The sequence below is a fragment of the Psychrobacillus sp. FSL W7-1457 genome (assembly GCF_038593405.1).
Lineage (GTDB): Bacteria > Bacillota > Bacilli > Bacillales_A > Planococcaceae > Psychrobacillus.
Window position 1 is genome coordinate 1785211 of the sequence record NZ_CP151993.1, and the last position, 17884, is coordinate 1803094.

At 36.9% G+C, this 17884-nt stretch carries 21 protein-coding genes and 1 riboswitch; of the genes, 12 read left to right on the forward strand and 9 right to left on the reverse strand.

Annotation, left to right across the window (positions count from 1 at the left end):
* The first annotated feature begins 110 nt into the window (after positions 1-110).
* The 5 genes from NSQ95_RS08495 to hisF all read left to right on the forward strand — a co-directional run bounded on the left by NSQ95_RS08495 (position 111) and on the right by hisF (position 3524).
* Positions 111-272, forward strand: a complete 162-nt coding sequence (locus NSQ95_RS08495) for a tRNA U-34 5-methylaminomethyl-2-thiouridine biosynthesis protein (protein WP_342560684.1) — start codon at positions 111-113, stop codon at positions 270-272.
* 421 nt (positions 273-693) lie between these two features.
* Positions 694-1185, forward strand: coding sequence for an RNA polymerase sigma factor (locus NSQ95_RS08500; RefSeq protein WP_342560685.1), 492 nt, complete (start codon positions 694-696; stop codon positions 1183-1185).
* Positions 1185-1937 carry a hypothetical protein gene (locus NSQ95_RS08505; protein WP_342560686.1) on the forward strand — a complete coding sequence of 251 codons (753 nt, stop codon included), beginning with the start codon at positions 1185-1187 and terminating at the stop codon, positions 1935-1937. The genes NSQ95_RS08500 and NSQ95_RS08505 overlap by 1 nt, the downstream gene beginning before the upstream one ends.
* 200 nt (positions 1938-2137) lie before the next feature.
* Entirely contained in the window at positions 2138-2758 is a 621-nt protein-coding gene (gene hisH / locus NSQ95_RS08510; RefSeq protein WP_342560687.1) for an imidazole glycerol phosphate synthase subunit HisH, read from the forward strand.
* Complete coding sequence (hisF, locus tag NSQ95_RS08515; RefSeq protein WP_342560688.1) at positions 2751-3524, forward strand: imidazole glycerol phosphate synthase subunit HisF; 774 nt, start codon at positions 2751-2753, stop codon at positions 3522-3524. Before hisH ends, hisF begins: the two co-directional genes overlap by 8 nt.
* Before the next feature lie 255 nt (positions 3525-3779).
* On the opposite strand, the gene NSQ95_RS08520 is transcribed toward hisF, so the two are convergent.
* The 4 genes from NSQ95_RS08520 to NSQ95_RS08535 all read right to left on the reverse strand — a co-directional run bounded on the left by NSQ95_RS08520 (position 3780) and on the right by NSQ95_RS08535 (position 6509).
* On the reverse strand, positions 3780-4442 hold the full coding sequence (locus tag NSQ95_RS08520) for an HAD family phosphatase (RefSeq protein ID WP_342560689.1): 663 nt from the start codon (positions 4440-4442) through the stop codon (positions 3780-3782).
* Positions 4443-4569: 127 nt separating this feature from the next.
* On the reverse strand, positions 4570-5163 hold the full coding sequence (locus tag NSQ95_RS08525) for a spore coat protein (protein WP_342560799.1): 594 nt from the start codon (positions 5161-5163) through the stop codon (positions 4570-4572).
* Positions 5164-5373: 210 nt separating this feature from the next.
* The gene (locus NSQ95_RS08530) at positions 5374-5958 is read right to left on the reverse strand and encodes a branched-chain amino acid aminotransferase (protein WP_342560690.1); all 585 of its coding nucleotides are present in this window, start codon (positions 5956-5958) and stop codon (positions 5374-5376) included.
* Entirely contained in the window at positions 5955-6509 is a 555-nt protein-coding gene (locus NSQ95_RS08535) for a DUF1273 domain-containing protein (RefSeq protein WP_342560691.1), read from the reverse strand. Before NSQ95_RS08535 ends, NSQ95_RS08530 begins: the two co-directional genes overlap by 4 nt.
* A 92-nt stretch (positions 6510-6601) precedes the next feature.
* On the opposite strand from NSQ95_RS08535, the gene NSQ95_RS08540 reads away from it, so the two are divergent.
* Both NSQ95_RS08540 and NSQ95_RS08545 read left to right on the forward strand, forming a co-directional pair.
* Positions 6602-6829 (forward strand): YuzF family protein, encoded by a 228-nt coding sequence (locus NSQ95_RS08540; RefSeq protein WP_169361494.1) that lies wholly within the window; start codon positions 6602-6604, stop codon positions 6827-6829.
* Positions 6830-6841: 12 nt separating this feature from the next.
* On the forward strand, positions 6842-7735 hold the full coding sequence (locus NSQ95_RS08545) for a manganese catalase family protein (RefSeq protein ID WP_342560692.1): 894 nt from the start codon (positions 6842-6844) through the stop codon (positions 7733-7735).
* A 177-nt stretch (positions 7736-7912) separates the two neighbouring features.
* On the opposite strand, the gene NSQ95_RS08550 is transcribed toward NSQ95_RS08545, so the two are convergent.
* The 5 genes from NSQ95_RS08550 to NSQ95_RS08570 all read right to left on the reverse strand — a co-directional run bounded on the left by NSQ95_RS08550 (position 7913) and on the right by NSQ95_RS08570 (position 13357).
* Complete coding sequence (locus NSQ95_RS08550; RefSeq protein ID WP_342560693.1) at positions 7913-9055, reverse strand: alpha-hydroxy-acid oxidizing protein; 1143 nt, start codon at positions 9053-9055, stop codon at positions 7913-7915.
* A gap of 56 nt (positions 9056-9111) precedes the next feature.
* Complete coding sequence (locus tag NSQ95_RS08555) at positions 9112-9783, reverse strand: methionine ABC transporter permease (RefSeq protein ID WP_342560694.1); 672 nt, start codon at positions 9781-9783, stop codon at positions 9112-9114.
* Positions 9780-10799, reverse strand: a complete 1020-nt coding sequence (locus tag NSQ95_RS08560) for an ATP-binding cassette domain-containing protein (RefSeq protein WP_342560695.1) — start codon at positions 10797-10799, stop codon at positions 9780-9782. Before NSQ95_RS08560 ends, NSQ95_RS08555 begins: the two co-directional genes overlap by 4 nt.
* 195 nt (positions 10800-10994) lie before the next feature.
* The gene (locus NSQ95_RS08565; protein WP_342560696.1) at positions 10995-11804 is read right to left on the reverse strand and encodes a MetQ/NlpA family ABC transporter substrate-binding protein; all 810 of its coding nucleotides are present in this window, start codon (positions 11802-11804) and stop codon (positions 10995-10997) included.
* Between the two features lie 93 nt (positions 11805-11897).
* A riboswitch (SAM riboswitch) is annotated at positions 11898-12012 on the reverse strand.
* Positions 12013-12193: 181 nt separating this feature from the next.
* Positions 12194-13357: a pyridoxal phosphate-dependent aminotransferase gene (locus NSQ95_RS08570; RefSeq protein ID WP_342560697.1), complete on the reverse strand. Its 1164-nt coding sequence runs from the start codon at positions 13355-13357 to the stop codon at positions 12194-12196.
* An 85-nt stretch (positions 13358-13442) separates the two neighbouring features.
* Here NSQ95_RS08570 and NSQ95_RS08575 point away from each other — a divergent pair, with 85 nt between their 5' ends.
* From NSQ95_RS08575 to NSQ95_RS08595, 5 genes are all read left to right on the forward strand, one after another.
* On the forward strand, positions 13443-14222 hold the full coding sequence (locus NSQ95_RS08575) for a carbon-nitrogen family hydrolase (protein WP_342560698.1): 780 nt from the start codon (positions 13443-13445) through the stop codon (positions 14220-14222).
* Positions 14223-14301: 79 nt separating this feature from the next.
* Positions 14302-14778 carry a PaaI family thioesterase gene (locus tag NSQ95_RS08580; protein WP_340883665.1) on the forward strand — a complete coding sequence of 159 codons (477 nt, stop codon included), beginning with the start codon at positions 14302-14304 and terminating at the stop codon, positions 14776-14778.
* Positions 14779-14997: 219 nt separating this feature from the next.
* Positions 14998-15207: a hypothetical protein gene (locus NSQ95_RS08585; RefSeq protein ID WP_169360154.1), complete on the forward strand. Its 210-nt coding sequence runs from the start codon at positions 14998-15000 to the stop codon at positions 15205-15207.
* 247 nt (positions 15208-15454) lie between these two features.
* Complete coding sequence (locus tag NSQ95_RS08590) at positions 15455-16123, forward strand: hypothetical protein (protein ID WP_342560699.1); 669 nt, start codon at positions 15455-15457, stop codon at positions 16121-16123.
* 173 nt (positions 16124-16296) lie between these two features.
* Complete coding sequence (locus NSQ95_RS08595) at positions 16297-17757, forward strand: IS1182 family transposase (RefSeq protein ID WP_340881957.1); 1461 nt, start codon at positions 16297-16299, stop codon at positions 17755-17757.
* Positions 17758-17884: the final 127 nt, after the last annotated feature.

Here is a 17884-nt window from a genome sequence, read left to right on the forward strand (position 1 = left end):
GTTTTGTTTGTAAAAAATTTCATTTAAAATAACGGGGCAAGTTAGTTTGAGAAGGAGTTTAGAAGAAGATTAGAGAAATTAACTATTAAATATATGCAGGAGGTAGGAGAATGAAGAGTCTATTTTATTTAATATTGGGTGCTTTGATAGGATGGCTTATATGGGGATTTTTTACGAAGGACTTTTCTTCCAAAGGATTTAGCATACTGTTAACAGGGCTCATTGTAGGATTCTTAACTGGTCGACGTAATCCAAAAGAAGTAACAGTATAAATTCAAAACTTATTCAACTAACAGCCGTTTTAGCATGGTGGCCATCATTTTGATGGTCTAATTTCATGTCCAAAACATTAAGTTGATCTCAGACATGCTTTTGGAAATGTTACACCTAAAATAACTGGACAGTTTAGATGAAGAAGAGAATGGGAGTTTTTAAATTTGAACCTCCCAGTTATCCTCTTAAATACATATTAATATTAAATCCCTAGCCTCTCTTACTATTGGCGAGAGGTAAATAGAGTAGGGTTGTTATATATAAAGAAGGTTAAATGTCCTGCAGAAATTTTGTAGCAACAAGTTTTAACTGCTTTTCTTCTTATTACCCACCGTACAAAGATTATTTCATAAAAATATTTTATACAAAAAGTCACCAAAAGGTATCTTCAAGTGTGTTAAATATGAAAGGAGTTGTTGAGTGTTGCAACAAGTAGTTAGCTCGACTGAACTAGATATAGAAAGAATTGTTGATACATATGGCGATATGCTATTTAGAATATGTCTTGTTATTTTATGCAACGAACATGATGCAGAGGATGTTGTGCAAGATACTTGTTTTAAATATTTAACTAAATCTCCGACTTTTTACGATTCCGAACATGAGAAAGCATGGTTAATTACTATTGCCACTAATCGCTGCAAAAATATGAGAAGGTACAATTTTATTCGTAAACATATGGATATCAGTGATTTGCAACTATTTTGTAAGGACGAAGAAAACTACGGTTTGCTCGACCATCTTATGAAATTACCAAATAAACATAAGATTGTATTATTACTTTATTATGTAGAGGGCTATAAAGTAGAGGAAATAGCAAAAATACTTACCATTACAACATCAGCAGTAAAAAAGCGTTTACAACGTGGGAGAGCTCTAGTTCGAGAAAGATACCGAAAGGAGAATGAGTGATGGACTTGGAGAAGATTAGAGATGCTGTTAATTCTATTGAAATGTCAAAAGCTATGAAAAACCGCGTAAAAAAGAATGGTAATATTCTAGAAAAGAAAAAGTCGGCAAAAGTACATTATAGAAGGTGGATTTCAGTAACATGTGCATTTGGAATCCTTTTATCTATTATAATAGGCATGTCATATCTTAATAAGAATGGAGAGCTCCAAGCTGCAAACTTTACAATAGTTGCTTATGCATTAAGTGATGAAGGAAAACAGTTGAATACAACTATTACTTCAGAAAAAGCTACTATTGAATTAGCAACAGAAGATAGAGTAGGTATCATAGGTAGTATAAGTGGTGATGGAGCTAATTTAATTTTTTCAGATGTTAGATTCAATATAATTGGAGAACAGGTCGACTCAATCACTTATACCTTAAGCGAAGGCAAGTTTGTTGAGGATGTTACATTTACATCTAAAGAATTTGTAGACAAAGAATGGTTAATAGAGGAAAAGATAAACTACATTACTGGTGAGCCTGGTTCGGATGTGTATCAGGGTATAAAGGAAGTAGGGAATACCTATACAGTTAAGTACAATGAACAGGATAAATATAAATATACACTTGCAATTCCTCATGATGGTGATGGTGTAGTGGTTAATGACATCATAATTGAAGCAACTGTAAAGTATACAAATGGAAACTCTGAACAACAACATATCGTTGTAACTCAAGAATCAAATTCTATTTCATTAAAGCTTAAATAAAACTATGAAGATGCTCGAGCTTTTTCGACTAATAGGTGCAAACAATATCAAATAAAAATGAGCCAGGAGAAAATATCCTAGCTCATTTTTTATTGTCGGTTTCTTTTATTGTGCTATCGTATTAGCAGACTAAAGTTTTTCTTTTATTTTCTGTCAACTGATGGCATAATAAATGTAAGAGATAGAAGAGGGGGAACAGCATGATTGGCATAATAGATTATGGAGCAGGAAATTTACATAGTGTGGTTAAGGCAATAACTCGCCTTGGTTATCAGATTAAGCTTATCACCAAACCTAGCGAGCACGATGATGAAATAGAAAAGCTAATTCTACCAGGTGTAGGAAATGCCAAGGTGGCCATGGATGTTTTAAATGACACAGGCTTAAGTGACTATTTGCGGGCAGAAGTTAATAAGGGGACACCCCTTTTAGGAATTTGCTTAGGAATGCAGCTTCTTTTAGAAACGAGTGAGGAAGGAAATGTTCCATGCCTAGGGTTTCTACCAGGAACAGTCCCTTTGTTTGGGGAAGAGGCAGAAAAAATTCCACATATGGGTTGGAATCAAGTTCAGGATGTGCAAAATCATTTCTTGTTTCAAGATATTCCAGATAATACGGACTTCTATTTTGTTCATTCCTATTACGCACAGCCTAGCATGGAGGAACACATAATCGGTGTGACAAATTATGGACCTGACTTTGCATGTGCAATCGGAAATTCGCAGGTGATGGGTGTACAATTCCATCCAGAAAAAAGCGGTAAATACGGCATTCAATTGCTAGACAATTACTGCAAGCAAGGAGTTGAGGAGCATGCTTAGAAAACGAATTGTTCCTGCAATAGACGTTTTAGGTGATAAAGCAGTAAAATATATACAATTCAGAAACCCTACGATTATTGGAGATCCAGCAGAACTAGGGAAGAAATATTCGGAGGATGGGGCGGATGAGTTAATCTATCTAGATACTACTGCATCGTTGAAAAACCAAGACTTAAAGATAGATTGGATTCGTCGAGTTGCAGAGCAAGTATACATACCTTTTTCGGTAATTGGCGGTGTTCGAACGATAGATGACTTTAAAAGATTGCTTCGTGCTGGAGCAGATAAGGTAGGGGTTAACTCCGCCGCTGTACAGCGACCAGAGCTCTTAAGAGAAGCGGCAGATATATTCGGTAAGCAATGTGTGGTGCTAGGATTGGATGCCATGCCAATTTATAATGAGAACAATGAAATTATCAGATGGGAAGTTTATACACATTCAGGACATGAGAAAACAGGAATGGATGTAGTAGAGTGGGCACAGCAAGCAACTGACCTTGGTGCAGGAGAGATTATTTGTACAAGTATTCATAAGGACGGTATGAAAAATGGATATGATGTCGAGCTTATTAAGCTGCTATCTGAAAAAGTGAATGTGCCAATTATTGCATCTGGTGGAGCCGGTACTTTAGACCATATCGAAGAAGTGTTTACGGAAGGAAAAGCAGATGCTGCTTTAGTAGCCTCGATGATCCACTATGGGGACTATACTATTTCGGAGATTAAAGATTATTTATATAAGAAGGATATTAATGTGAGAATGTAGTTTTCGATTGACCCCCTGTTAAGGATTAATTCTTAGCAGGTCTTTTTTTGTTAGAAGTATATGTTAGTTTTTATTATATATATTTGACAATCGGTCGGTTTGTTGGCGTAATCGGTCGGTTCTGCCAAATAATCGTTCGGTTATTGAGCAAAATCGGTCGGTCACATAAAAAAGCTATCCAATCATCATCGATTAGGTAGCTTTTAGGCTGTTTAGGCACCAATTTGTGTGGGTCTGTCTAAAATAAAAGCTTCTCTATCTAAGTATTTCCCATCCTCGTTCTTGGGCAATAGTTCGAAGTTTTTCCTCAGGCTTTACAGCTACAGGATTCCCGACTAATTCAAGGACGGGTAAATCTGAATAGCTATCTCCGTAAGCGTAGCTGTTTTCCCAATCTATTTCTTGGCCTTCTAGCTTTTCTAAAAGCTTTTTCGTCTTCACCCTGCCATTTACATGCTCTAGTGGAGTCTTTGTATACACATAGTTATCTTTGTAAATGATTTCAGTTCCGATGATCTCGGTAAATGAAATTCCTTCCGTGACACGTTCTAAAAATTGGGTATAAGCACCTGAGACTAGATAAATATGTATATTTTCTTGCTGATGAGCATTCAATTTTTCTAAAACCTTTTTATTGAAGCTTTGTTGCATTTGCTCTTTTAATTCGTCAAAGTATTGATACATCTCATCTTGTGTTCTACCTTCAAAAGCCTCCAGATATAATTGCATGGACCGTTTTCTCATACTAGTAGTTGGGTAAAGCTTGAGTTTATTGGCAATATAGGGAGGAACGATGGATCTATAAAAACGTTTATATTGTGGATGATAAGTTGGATGTACCTTTAAGTGATTCATTAGCAGCTTGAATGTCTCTTCCTCATATAATGTTCCATCAAAATCAAAAATAGCAACTTGCATATCTTCACCTTTTCATTAATATGGTTTTATTTTATTATACTGGAAAAGAGTGAGGAAAGACAAAAATTCTATTAAGAAATAAGCGCTTTCCGTCCTTAAGGGGAACAGAAAGCGCTTATTTAGGTTACTATTGCATTTTGTACATTGGACCTTGAGCAGTCCCGTAGTGATTAAAAATTTGTTCCATCGTTTGGTCATCGAAGCGTGGTACTTGATAGTAACCGTGCTTGTTTTGATAAATGGAAAGCTCATAAGCCATCTCGATACAGTTAGGAATTGAATCCTGCAGGACTCTTCGCACAACCGGGTTAGTAGCTTCTAGCGCTGCAGGAACCTTACCAGCAGCTCCTGCTTTAGCAGAGCCTAACAAATAACCGGAGATCATTTCGTCATTTATCTCTGAAGCACTTTGGATAGGTTTTTTAGGTTGTGATGACGGTTTTAGACCATAAGTAAAATCATTTTGCGTTGCCATCTTATAAGATGCAGTGCGATGTGAAGGGTCTTTACCAGTTTTAAAGCATTCCACTAGCATATTATACTCGTCTAAAGCAAAAGCATATTGACGGTCTAGAATGCTTAATAATTCCTGATCCTTCACGTGTGGACGTAAAATGGTGCTCAAGTTTAATGCACCGATTGCTGCAGACAATACCTCATGTACATCCATTAATTCGTGCGCACCATGATTAAAATGAGGTACAACCGTTTGCCCATTCATCGTTTCACTGTGATTTTGACTGTATGTGTTATCCAATCTATTCTCCTCCTCCATTAAGATGTATTGAAACATCTCGATTAGTGTGAACAGAACAAACAAAAATATGTATACACGCTCAGTTAAAAAGAAAGTGTTACAGGTGCCTGGCACCTGTAACACTTTTGAAATAAAATAATCGTGATTTTTGGGGAATCACGATTATGTATGCATTTAGTTTTCGGTTGAAGCTACTAATGAGAACAGGAAGCGATACAAAAACTGGTATGTTTCTTCTATTGTATAATTCGTGTTAAATCCGTCAATATAATTTAAAGGTAGATTGACTTCCCACAGGCCATCTCCAGCAGAGAACATGACACTGTAATTCATTGCTTTTCCATCAAAGTGTTCGTTCAAATATGCTTTTAGTGCGTCCCCGTGTTTCTTTTGTACGGATAGTCCAAACATGGCTGTATATACTTCAAATACTTCATCGTACTCAAAGGCGATAGCGTCTACACTTAATGTTTCGAAATGAGGAGTCTCTAAGTACATAAACTCGTTCATTTTTTCTTTAAAATGAGAAATAGGAGTTTTTAAAAAGGCGTTAGATTCTTTTGAGATTAATTCCTCTGTTTCTTTATCGAATCTTTCAATGATTGCATTTTCAAATAGTTTGTCGCTTTCGATTACGGATATACTGGCAGTATCCGATAAAAGTTCATTAGTTAAAGCATAGTCGTGCTCTTCTTTCGTCAGTGAGAGACTTTCTCCTGCATGTTCCGTAATTTTTTGAGTTAGTTTCTTTTTTATCATATATAATCGTTCCTTTCTTCATCTGCAATTACTTGTAAGTCGTATGCGTCAATACTAATTATAGGGTAGTTATTATTTTCTGCATAACTTTGAGCAAGTTTTTTAATAAATTTTGGTGATCCTTCATTTTCGTCATCATAAATGATTAACATGGCATCCGTATTTCTAATGAGAAATTTGTTTTTTTCGATAAATTGCCACGGCGCCTCATAAGGCTTTTTTGTCACGCTTGTATGAAAATCAGCAAGTGCAATAAGCCTTTGATAGTTTTCCTTCTTCTGCTCATTCCAATTTTTCTCTTGTTCCAAGAAGGGTGTAATAATAGAATATTTTAGCTGGGGAAATTCCTTCTTTAGCTCCACTACTAGCTCTGCTGCCCATGTTTCCACGCCTAGCTGTCCACTAAGAATAACCCATTCCAGTCCTTCATCAAGGAGAGCACGCATTTGACTCTCAATCGCTTTTTTTATAATAGGAACTCCAGGATGGCTATCATTAAATATCCCTAATTCATGGGCTTTATACCCAGTTACCAAAAGTCTTTTAATCATTTTCTCTTCCTTTTCTTAAGTTATTGAGTAATGTGACCATATACTACATTTTCTCATAAACTAATATGAATGCAAAGAAGGGATGATGGAAGTTGAATGAAAGAAGTAGCGTGGAGTTTGTAAGTCCGTTTGATGGTTATGTATTCCAAGCAGCAGAAAGTTTAATAGGCACTAATATTGCAGTGCAAACGACTAAAAATATCCTTCAAGGAAAATTGACAGCAGTCGCTCCAGATCACCTTGTCGTGAATGTAGGTGGAGTTCCTTTTTATGTACGTATACAAGCTATCGTTTGGATTTCTCCGAACATATCTAAATGAAAGGATGGTTAATTGTTTAATAGAGTAGATAAATTGTTGATTGAATTGCCCAATTTAGAATATGGAGATGCAAATGCGGCTTCCGCTGTGCAGGAGCTCTTAGGTGGTAAATTTGGTGAAATGTCGACACTTAACAACTATATGTATCAATCCTTTAACTTCCGTGGCAAAACTAAGCTAAAACCATTCTATGATTTGGTGGCCAGTATAACAGCGGAGGAATTTGGTCATGTGGAGCTCGTCTCCAATACGATAAATCTATTATATAAAGGAACTAGCTTCAGTGGAGACCCAGATGTGGCACCACTACAAGATGCCAAAAATATGCGAAACACTTATGCTTTTATAGCCAATGCTCAAACCTCCTTAGCCGGAGATTCCATGGGAAATCCTTGGAGAGGAGATTATGTATTTTCTAGTGGTAACCTAGTATTAGATCTTTTGCATAATTTCTTTTTGGAATGTGGTGCAAGAACCCATAAAATGAGAGTATATGAAATGACTGATCACCCAACTGCTAGGGAAATGATCGGATATTTATTAGTTCGTGGAGGGACGCATATTATCGCTTATGCAAAAGCCCTTGAAATAGCTACAGGTGTAGATGTAACTAAAATGTTGCCAATTCCTAACCTTGATAATCGTGCGTTTGATCAGGCACGAAAATACGAGGATTTAGGATATGGGAATGTGCTTTTTACATGGAACAACGTAGGCGATTATAAAGACATTGATAAAATCTGGAAGGGTAAGAATCCTACAAGTGGGGACCAATTAATTGTGAAGGAAGGTAGTCCTAAAGGCTATAAAATTCCTGAATTAGAATCTCTCCCGGAAGAGTTCGCTCCTGGAATCGGTCCAGAGGAATTCCAAGCCATTGCCAAACGATTAATGTCTAAAATGTAAACTGACATACAGGTAGGGACTAAGGGTGCTTCAGAAAAACAATGGCCAAAAACTGAACAAACGTAATGTAAAATAAATGAATACTTATTTTTTTGCTAAATGTGTTTGTACCATAGATCGATAATTTGATAGAAACAAAAACCCCCATTCTCATAGAACGGGGGTTATCTACTATTGTTATTCTTTCGTAACCGTCATGCGCTGAAGTTCTTTCATATTACGAACACCAGCCAAGGATATAGAAACCTTTGTCTCTTGCAGGAAATTCTCTAGGACCCTTTCTACTCCTATTTGTCCTCCAGCAGCTAGCCCCCAAACGAAGGGGCGGCCGATACATACAGCAGAGGCACCAAGAGCTAGAGCCTTTACAGCATCAGAGCCTCGTCTAATACCACTGTCAAATAAAACAGGAATTCTTCCATCAATAGCTTTTACAATACCAGGAAGTGCATCAATACTTGCAATAACGCCATCCAGTTGCCGTCCACCGTGGTTAGAGACAATGATGCCGTCTATTCCTTGTTTTACTGCTAGTTTGGCATCCTCTGGATGGAGGATCCCTTTAATCAAAATCGGGAGAGAAACGTAGTTCCTTAGCTCGGATATATCATTCCAGTTCAAGGTAGGATGATATATATTCTCTAAAATACTATCAACGATAGCCTCCTGAGAATGCTCTGGTAAAGCAGCCATAAAAACAGGGTCTGAAGCATAATTACCTTGGCCAAAGCCGCGCTTTAAAGGAGAGAACTGGTTGCGAATATCTTCTTCTCGCCAACCGAGCATAACCGTGTCTACTGTCAGGACAATTGCTTCATAGCCAGCAGCTTCCGCGCGTTTAGCCATGCTAAACGCTATCTCTTTGTTAGAAGACCAGTATAGCTGAAACCATTTAGAGCTGCCGGGAGTTGCGGAAGCAATCTCTTCAATAGAAAAGCTCGATACAGTACTTTGTATGTAAGGAAACTCAAACTTAGCTGCAGCTTTTGCCACAGCAATTTCACCATCTTCATGTGCAATTTTATTTACTCCAACTGGAGCGATGAAGAGGGGGTGAGGATAAGTTTTACCAAGTATTGTTACTTCGGTATTTAGCGTAGATACATCATTTAAAAATCTTGGAACGATTGAGTACTTCGAAAAACTATTTATATTTTTTCTATAGGTTTCTTCTCCACCTGCAGATGATCGAATATAACCAAAGGGACCAGCCTCTAATGTTTCTTTTGCAGCCTTCTCTAATTCGTTAAAGTCAATAGGGTACTGTTCATTATTATCTATATTGCCTAATAGTAGGTCATTGTTTTTAGCATTGGACATAATCTACACCTCTTACATAAAATTAGGGATATTCAAACCATCTACATTTTGGTAGACTAATCCTTTTTTAATCTTGCAGCTAATCTATTACCGATAGACTGAATTCCTTGTACCAAAATAATTAAGACAACTACTGTGGCATACATAACGTCCTCTTCGTAGCGTAAATGCCCAAATCGATAGGCCAAGTCTCCTAGACCACCAGCACCAACCATACCTGCCATCGCAGTTGCTCCTATTAATCCTACAGTTGCAATCGTTAAACCTAATATGATGGATGGACGAGCCTCGCGGAGCAGCACATGCCATATAATAAAACGGGTTTTTATTCCCATAGCTGTGTATGCTTCTAGGACTCCATTTTGTACCTCTAGAAGCGCAGATTCCATTAATCGAGCAATGTACGGAGCAGTGTAAATGACTAGTGGAACGATCACACCTTTAACACCTATTGTTGTACCTACTAGTAATTTTGTAAAAGGTAGGATAAAGAATAATAAAATGATAAACGGGATAGAACGAATAATATTAATTAGAAGGTTACTTAACTGGTAAACTACTGCATTTTGTAGCGCTTGACCAGGTCTCGTTAGAACGATTAGGATGCCTAAGGGAATACCTATCAAGATGGAAATCAATAAAGAGATCCCGACCATTTGAAATGTTTCTATGATGGCTTCTCCAATTAGTGGCAACCATTGGTTTGTAAATTGTTCTATTCTACTCATGATTGCACCTCCAAGTTTTCCGTTTCAACGCCGCGTTCGTTTAGAAATTGGATTGCAGACTGAACTTGGTCCGGGTCTCCGACTAAATGGATGACAATATTACCCACAATCCCATTTTTCAACTCAATGATATTGGCGGTTAATATATTAGGCTGGACTTCAAATCTTTGACTAACCTCTGCTAATAAGGGCTTGCCAGTGCTCTCTCCAACGAATGTTAAACGTGTAACAGCACCTGTTACATGGAGCTGAGAAATTAGAGACGGGGATAGATTTCGTTGACTGATTGTGCTTAAAAACTTCTTTGTAGTTGGATGCTTTGGCTTTGTAAAAAGGTTAATCGCCGTGTTTGCTTCTACAACTTCTCCTTTTTCCATTACATACACATGATCACATATTTTTTGAATGACATTCATCTCATGGGTGATTAGTAGAATAGTGATACCCAGCTCTTTATTTATTTTTAATAACAAATCTAGTATGGAATCAGTAGTTTCAGGATCCAATGCACTTGTTGCTTCATCGCTTAATAGTACTTCGGGTTCCTGTGCAAGGGCTCTAGCTATTGCGACGCGTTGTTTTTGCCCTCCTGAAAGCTGGTTTGGATAGCTTTTATACTTATCAGATAAACCAACTATTTCTAAGTACTTTTCTACTCTACTTTTTACTTCTGCTTTGTTATAGCCGAGTAGCTTTAATGGAATGGCAATATTATCATAAACAGTTGCTGTTTTTAGAAGGTTAAATCCTTGAAAGATCATTCCTATTTTATTTCGTACCATACGTAGCTTCGCCGGGGGAAGGGGGGTAATGTTATTGCCGTTTATGTATACTTTTCCGGATGTTGGTTTCTCTAATAGATTTACACAGCGAATGAGCGTACTTTTCCCTGCACCGCTATATCCTATAACACCATGAATTTCACCTTTTTTTACGTGTATGCTTACGTTATTAACAGCCTTAACCGTACTACTTTTACTGTTGAATTCTTTTGTAATATTTTCTAAAACTATCATGAATGATCTTCCTTTCTAAAGAAACGCCGGCAGACATAGGCGATTACGCTTTTCTAGTTGTCTAGCTTCGGCGTCTTGCCCCTCGGGGTCAAATGGGAAAATACTGCGGTGGCTGTGGATCTGCCTCCTCGCATTTTCCCATTTGCCTGTCGGTGCAGACATAGACTCCTACGCTTTTCTAACTACTTTTTACTTTTACCATCCTGGTAGTGCAGAACCTTGGAATTCTTCTTCAATAAATTCTCTAACTTCGTCTGAATGGTATGCTTTAATGAATTTTTGAATGACAGGGTCATTTTCATTTTCCTTACGAACAACAATATGGTTAACGTATGGTGAATCTGCTGACTCTAACAAAATAGATTCTTCTCCAGGGTTAATACCAGCTTCCAAAGCATAATTGGAATTGATTGCTGCTGCATCGACCTCACTAAGCTGTTTTACTATTTGAGCAGCCTCTAATTCAATAAATTCAAGGTTTTTAGGATTTTCTTCAATGTCATGAATAGAAGCATTTCCTTTTTTACCTTCTTTCACTTTGATAAAACCGTTCACTTCTAATATGTCTAAAGCTCGTGCACCTTGTGTTGGATCATTTGGTAGTCCAAAGGTAGCCCCATCTGGCAATTCTTCGAAGGATGAATACTTTTCAGAATAAACGCCCATTGGAAGTAAAATAGTCTCAGCGACTGGTACTAGCTCTGTATCATTATTTTCGTTGAATGAGTCAAGAAAAGGTAGAGTTTGATAACTGTTTGCGTCTAAGCTTCCTTCAGCAAGTGCTGTGTTTGGAAGTACGAAATCTGAAAAAGCCTTTATCTCAATTTCTAGTCCGTCGCGTGCTGCAACTTCCGCAACAACCTCAGTAACTTGTTCATGTGGACCTGACGTAACGCCAATAACTAATTTATTTTCATCTAATGGTCCTGAAGTAGCATCATCACCACAAGCCGAGAGTAACCCTGTTAATAAAACACCTGATAATACTAAGCTTAATTTTTTCATCGTAATTCCTCCTGAATATGTATTAATAAAAACGAATAAATATAAAAGCCTCTCTTTCAAAAGAAAGAGAGGCACACAAATATGTATGGTCCTCTCTTATCTTCCAAAACAAAAATGTTTTGCAGGATTTAGCACCTTTCTATACTTTTTTAGTATAGATGGTTGCCGAGCTTCAACGGGCCAGTCCCTCAGCTACTCTTGATAAGAGATAATAATCTATTAAGTTTTTCGTTTTTACTATAGAAAAAATTTACTACACTGCTCTATTGAAGTCAATAGATATTTTTATATTTTTATAATTGTTTAGAAAACTTCAAATAGAGAATTATATAAATAATTATGCATAAGCAATATTTAGCAAGAAGACTGAATCAGTGTTTCAGCAACTATTAAAAAAGCTGTAGCTTTTCTATTCTTTCTACGGCTTCGACGAGTCGATCCTCATCAACTAATAGCCCCACCCGTACATAACCTTCTCCATGCTTACCGAAGCCGTTTCCAGCAGCGACTGCAACATCAGCTTTTTCTAAAAGAAGGTCTGCAAATTCCTCGCTAGTATAGCCATTTGGAACTGGAAGCCAAGCGAAGAAAGAGCCTTCTGGAGCTTTTACGTTCCAACCAATTTTTCTACATGCCTCTATGAAAATGTTTCTTCTTTTTTCATAAAGTGCTACTAATTCATCCACACATTCTTGAGAGCCATTTAATGCTTCGGCTGCTGCAGTCTGAACCGCAGGAAAGAGACTGACAAAAAGATGATCTTGTATAATATTAATAGATTCAATGATTTTAGAATTACCGACTGCAAAACCCACACGCCATCCAGCCATATTATAGGTTTTAGAGAGTGTATACATTTCAATGCCGATTTCCTTTGCGCCTTTTGCTTCTAAAAAGCTAACTGGTTTCTTTCCATCAAACCCAATACCTCCATACGCAAAGTCATGTACAACGGCTATACCATTTTCCTTCGCTAAATCTACCGTTTCTTGAAAAAATTCTGAAGTGGCAGAAGCTCCAGTTGGGTTATTTGGATAATTCAAATACATCAGTTTTGCAGCTTCTTTTTGTTCTGTAGAAAGCTGCTCGTAATCTGGAAGAAAACTATTTTCCTCTAACAGGGGCATTGTTTCAAATTGTACATTGGCTAGCCCAATACCTGATAAGTAATCTGGATAACCAGGGTCTGGAAGAAGCATTAACTCGTTATCATTCATCAAAGCTAAAGGTAGTTCAACCAAACCAATTTTAGTTCCAAATAAAATAGCGACTTCTGTATCAGGATCCAAATTTACGTTGTATTCGCGCGAATAAAAATCTACTGCTGCTTGCTTCAACTCATTTATTCCTCTGAATGGAGAATATTTATGAGATTGAGGGTTTTTAGCAGCACTTGATAATGCTTTTACAATATGATCCGGTGTGGGCTGGTCGGGATTACCTTGTCCAAGATTTATCACATCTCTTCCTTCTGCCACAGCTTTCGAGACTTTTTGTACTAGTGTTGCAAAAAACTGGGGAGGGAGATTTTTTATACGATCAGAAAATTCCATGGGCAATACCTCTTTTTCTAAATAGTTGCATATATTAGTCAAATCTTATAACCTTTTTAGTATTATGTCTAGAGGTGGTGTCGGTATGAAAATTGCTTGTGTTCAGTTAGATATAGCATTTGGTAATCCTAAAGAAAATTTTGAAAACGTTGAAAAGAAGATTAGAGAGGCTGCAAAGCAAGAAGCTAAACTAATCATTTTACCGGAAATGTGGAACACGGGATATGATTTGACTAGATTAGAAGAAATAGCTGATAAAGAGGGGAATGACACAAAGAAATTATTAGCCAAGCTAGCGAAGGAATTACATATTCACATTATCGGTGGCTCTGTCTCTACAAAAAAGGATTCTCATTTTTATAATACGATGTATATTGTAAATGATTCTGGAGATATCATAACAGAGTATGATAAGGCCCACTTATTTAAGCTAATGGATGAACATTTGTATTTAAAAGCAGGAAACAAGAAAAACTTATTCGAAATCGAGAATATAAAGATGGCAGGTGTTATATGCTATGATCTTCGCTTTCCTGAATGGTTTCGGGCTCACTCTTTACTAGGAGCCAAGGTAATATTTGTTCCTGCACAGTGGCCAGCAGCCCGGATTGATCATTGGAAAATTCTTCTGCAGGCAAGAGCAATCGAAAATCAATGCTATATAGTGGCAGTAAATCGAGTAGGAAAAGACCCGAACAATGAATTTAATGGTAACTCGATGGTGATTGCCCCTTGGGGAGAAATAGTATGGTTAGGTAATGAGGAGGAAACTACCGGTCTAGTAGATATTGATTTAAATCTTGTAGAAGAAGTAAGAGGTAGAATTCCGGTTTTTCAAGATAGGAGAGAATCATTATATAAATAATAATATTTATTTGAAAACTCTTAATTTAAGTTGACTGATAGTTTGCTTTTTTGTATGGTTTGTTAAAGGGGGAGAAATAATGACAGAACACAAAATTGCTATACAGGATGAATATCCGGATGATTTTGCTTGGTGTTATGGATGTGGTCGTTTAAATGAAGAGGGGTATCATTTAAAGACATATTGGAATGGAGATCAAACAGAAACAATTTATCAACCTAGAGAAGAGCATACTGCAATTCCTGGCTTTGTGTATGGTGGATTAATAGGGGCTTTGGTAGATTGTCACGGGACCGGCTCAGCATCACTTGCTCTTCACCGAAAAAATGGATTTGAGCCTGGCAGTGGTGAGGCACCTCCACGATTTGTGACGGGTTCACTGCATGTGGATTTTCTGAAACCAACACCACAAAAAGTTGAACTAAAGGCTATCGGTACGGTGGAAGAAATACATCCGAAAAAGTGGAAGGTGACTTCTGAGGTGTTTGCTGGAGACGTCCTTTGTGCTAAAGGGGAAGTAATCGCTGTTGTCATGCCTGCTACTTTTGCGAAATAATAAATATAACAGTTAACACAGGATATTTTTCCTGTGTTTTTATTATTGATTAAAGGAAAATAGTGACTTTCTGCAAAGGTCGGTTACCCATGTTGTAACTGGATATTTATGTTAAAATATTAAAGAGTTTATCAATGTAGAGACTTTAAATGACACGATATAGGTCATTGTTTTTTTGAGGTAGAGTTGAATGATTTGTAATCTTTAAGGAGGGACAAAATGATAAAATCTGCAAAGGGTCAATTAATACTTTCCACAATAACTGCCACTCTCTTTATTATTGCTTCCTTTTCTTTTATACAATTTAATGATGGTAATAGTTTTTTCTTTGGACCGGTTGTGTTCTACATTTTAATGTTATTAAATGTATTTCATGCGGGATTATTAACGCAAAAATATATTCAATTCAAAAATGACGACACTGATTAAACTACAGATAAATTAAAAATATAATCGTTAATAGGCAGAAATACAATGATGAGCTATAGGTGGAGTTCTCAGCTTTTTATTGCATTTCAGTTCCTTGAAATATCCTTATGATCTTGTTTTCTAGCTTGCTTTTACATACGATATACTTTTCGAAATGGAACAGAGGATGCTCGTTGGAAAACAACTATTAAATTTAAGATTATAACCCCTCTTTTATGGGAAAGAAATAATAAAGGAGGGGAAATCAATGGATACTATTTTGTACTTATTTTTTACAGCGGCATATATAGGGCTGTTTATTTGGGGATTAATAGGAATAAAGAAAAAAGATGTTTTCAAGTGGACAAGCTTTGTGTATCTTATTATTTTGGCACTCATCTATGATAATGGAATAATTGGTATTGGGAGATGGATCGGTGAAGGTGATTTGCTGGAAACCTTGAATCTCTTACGATTTTGGACGCATGCATTTTTAACTCCATTACTTGTCTTATTTGCGGTTGGTACATTGAAGGAAAGTGGAATAGCATGGGCTCAGAAAAAATGGCTTACGATATCAGCTATTATTTATACATTGATTTTAATAGGTATTGAAATATGGTTGGAAGCGTCTCAGCTTACATTAAAGGCTGAGGAGGAATATGGGGTTCTTAGATATGTCTCTACAGAAGAAGCTTCAGGGCCACCAATTATGATTCTTCTAGTAACACTTGTATTAATCGTAACTAGTGCTATTCTTTGGAAGAAAACAAAATGGGCAGTATTTTTTATAGGTGCAATCGTTATGACAATAGGTAGTGCGGTTCCTATCAATGTAGAGAGCGGTGCGGTCACGAATGCATTTGAATTGTTCTTATTATTTACGCTTATTTGGACAAAGAGAAGGCTTATAAAAGGTAAACTCCAATATAAATAAATTCAAATTAAAGAAATTAAGACGACCCAATAAATTACGAGGGCACTGAAAAAGTCAATGAAATTACTAAAGCGATTGCGTGAACAGATTTCTGTTCACGCAATCGCTTTTTCTTTATCTTACATCCTCTTATCATAGTATAATGAGTAAAACTAACTAGAGGTGACGCAGCCATGATTTCCAAACAAGAAACACTAAATTTGAGCCCTTATATAGCTTTGTATGATTTAGTTATCCCAAAAGATAATATGCTTCGCCAAATCAACGAGCTCGTCGATTTTTCATTTATCTTAGACGAATTAAAATCAAAATATTGTTTGGATAATGGTAGAAATGCGATTCCACCTATTCGTATGTTCAAATATTTACTGTTGAAAGCCATACATGACCTATCAGATGCCGATCTCGTAGAGCGTTCAAAATTCGATATGTCGTTTAAATATTTTCTAGATATGTCACCAGAAGAAGAGGTCATTGATTCCAGTTCTCTTACAAAATTTCGCCGCCTTCGTCTCCAAGACATGAATCTATTAGATTTACTCATTGGAAAGACGGTTGAAATTGCGTTGGAAAAAGGGCTTATCACCAGTAAAACCGTTATTGTCGATGCAACTCACACAAAAGCTCGTTATAATCAAAAATCACCAAAAGAGTTTTTACAAGAAAAATCAAAAAATGTGCGTAAAACGGTTTACCAACTCGAGGAAGAGATGGTCGGAAAGTTTCCTAAAAAGCCAACTTCAAATGAAGTGACGGAGGAATTGGATTATTGCCGCCGAGTTGTGGAAGTCGTCGAAACACAATCAAAAGTAGCACAAATCCCTGCTGTGAAAGAAAAATTAAATGTCTTAAAAGAAGTCATCGATGATTACGATACACAGTTGGGTCATTCAAAAGATCCTGATGCGCGTGTCGGACATAAATCGGCAGACTCGGCTTTCTTTGGATTCAAAACGCATATCGCGATGAGTGATGAACGAATTATCACAGCCGCGATTGTAACAACTGGTGAAAAAAGTGATGGTCAATATCTTCAAGAATTAGTAGAGAAAAGTAAAGGGACAGGGATGGACATCGAGACGATCATTGGAGACACGGCTTATTCAGGCAAAGATAATTTACAATACGCCAAATCGGAAGAACTTCAATTAATTTCAAAATTAAATCCCGTTATCACAAATGGTAACGGTCAAAGAAAAATTGCATTTGATTTTAATAAAGATGCCGGTATGTTTGTGTGCCCAGTCGGGCACATGGCGATTCGAAAAGCACGGACTGGAAAGAAAAATGAAAATCAAAATCAAAAAATCACCTTTTATTTTGACATCGAAAAATGTAAAGTTTGTCCAATGCGTGAAGGCTGCTATACAGAAGGTGCGAAAAGTAAAACGTATAGCATCTCATTGAAATCAAATGAACATGAAGAACAAGAGGCCTTCCAAGAAACTGAGGCCTTCAAAGAACTAGCCAAAAAACGCTATAAAATTGAGGCGAAAAATAGTGAGATTAAAAATCCGCACGGCTATAAAACGGCAAAATCAGCGGGTTTATTTGGCATGGAAATACAAGGTGCCACAACGATATTCGCTGTCAACCTGAAACGGATCATGAAACTACTAAATGAAAAAGAGTAAGAAATAGACAATGAAATAAGGCACTTTCCGTTCGAATTGAACAGAAAGTGCCTTGTTTTTGGTTGAAAAACCAATTAGATTTTAAAACTCGTTAGTTTTTCAGTGCCCTCTAAATTACTGGGTTGTC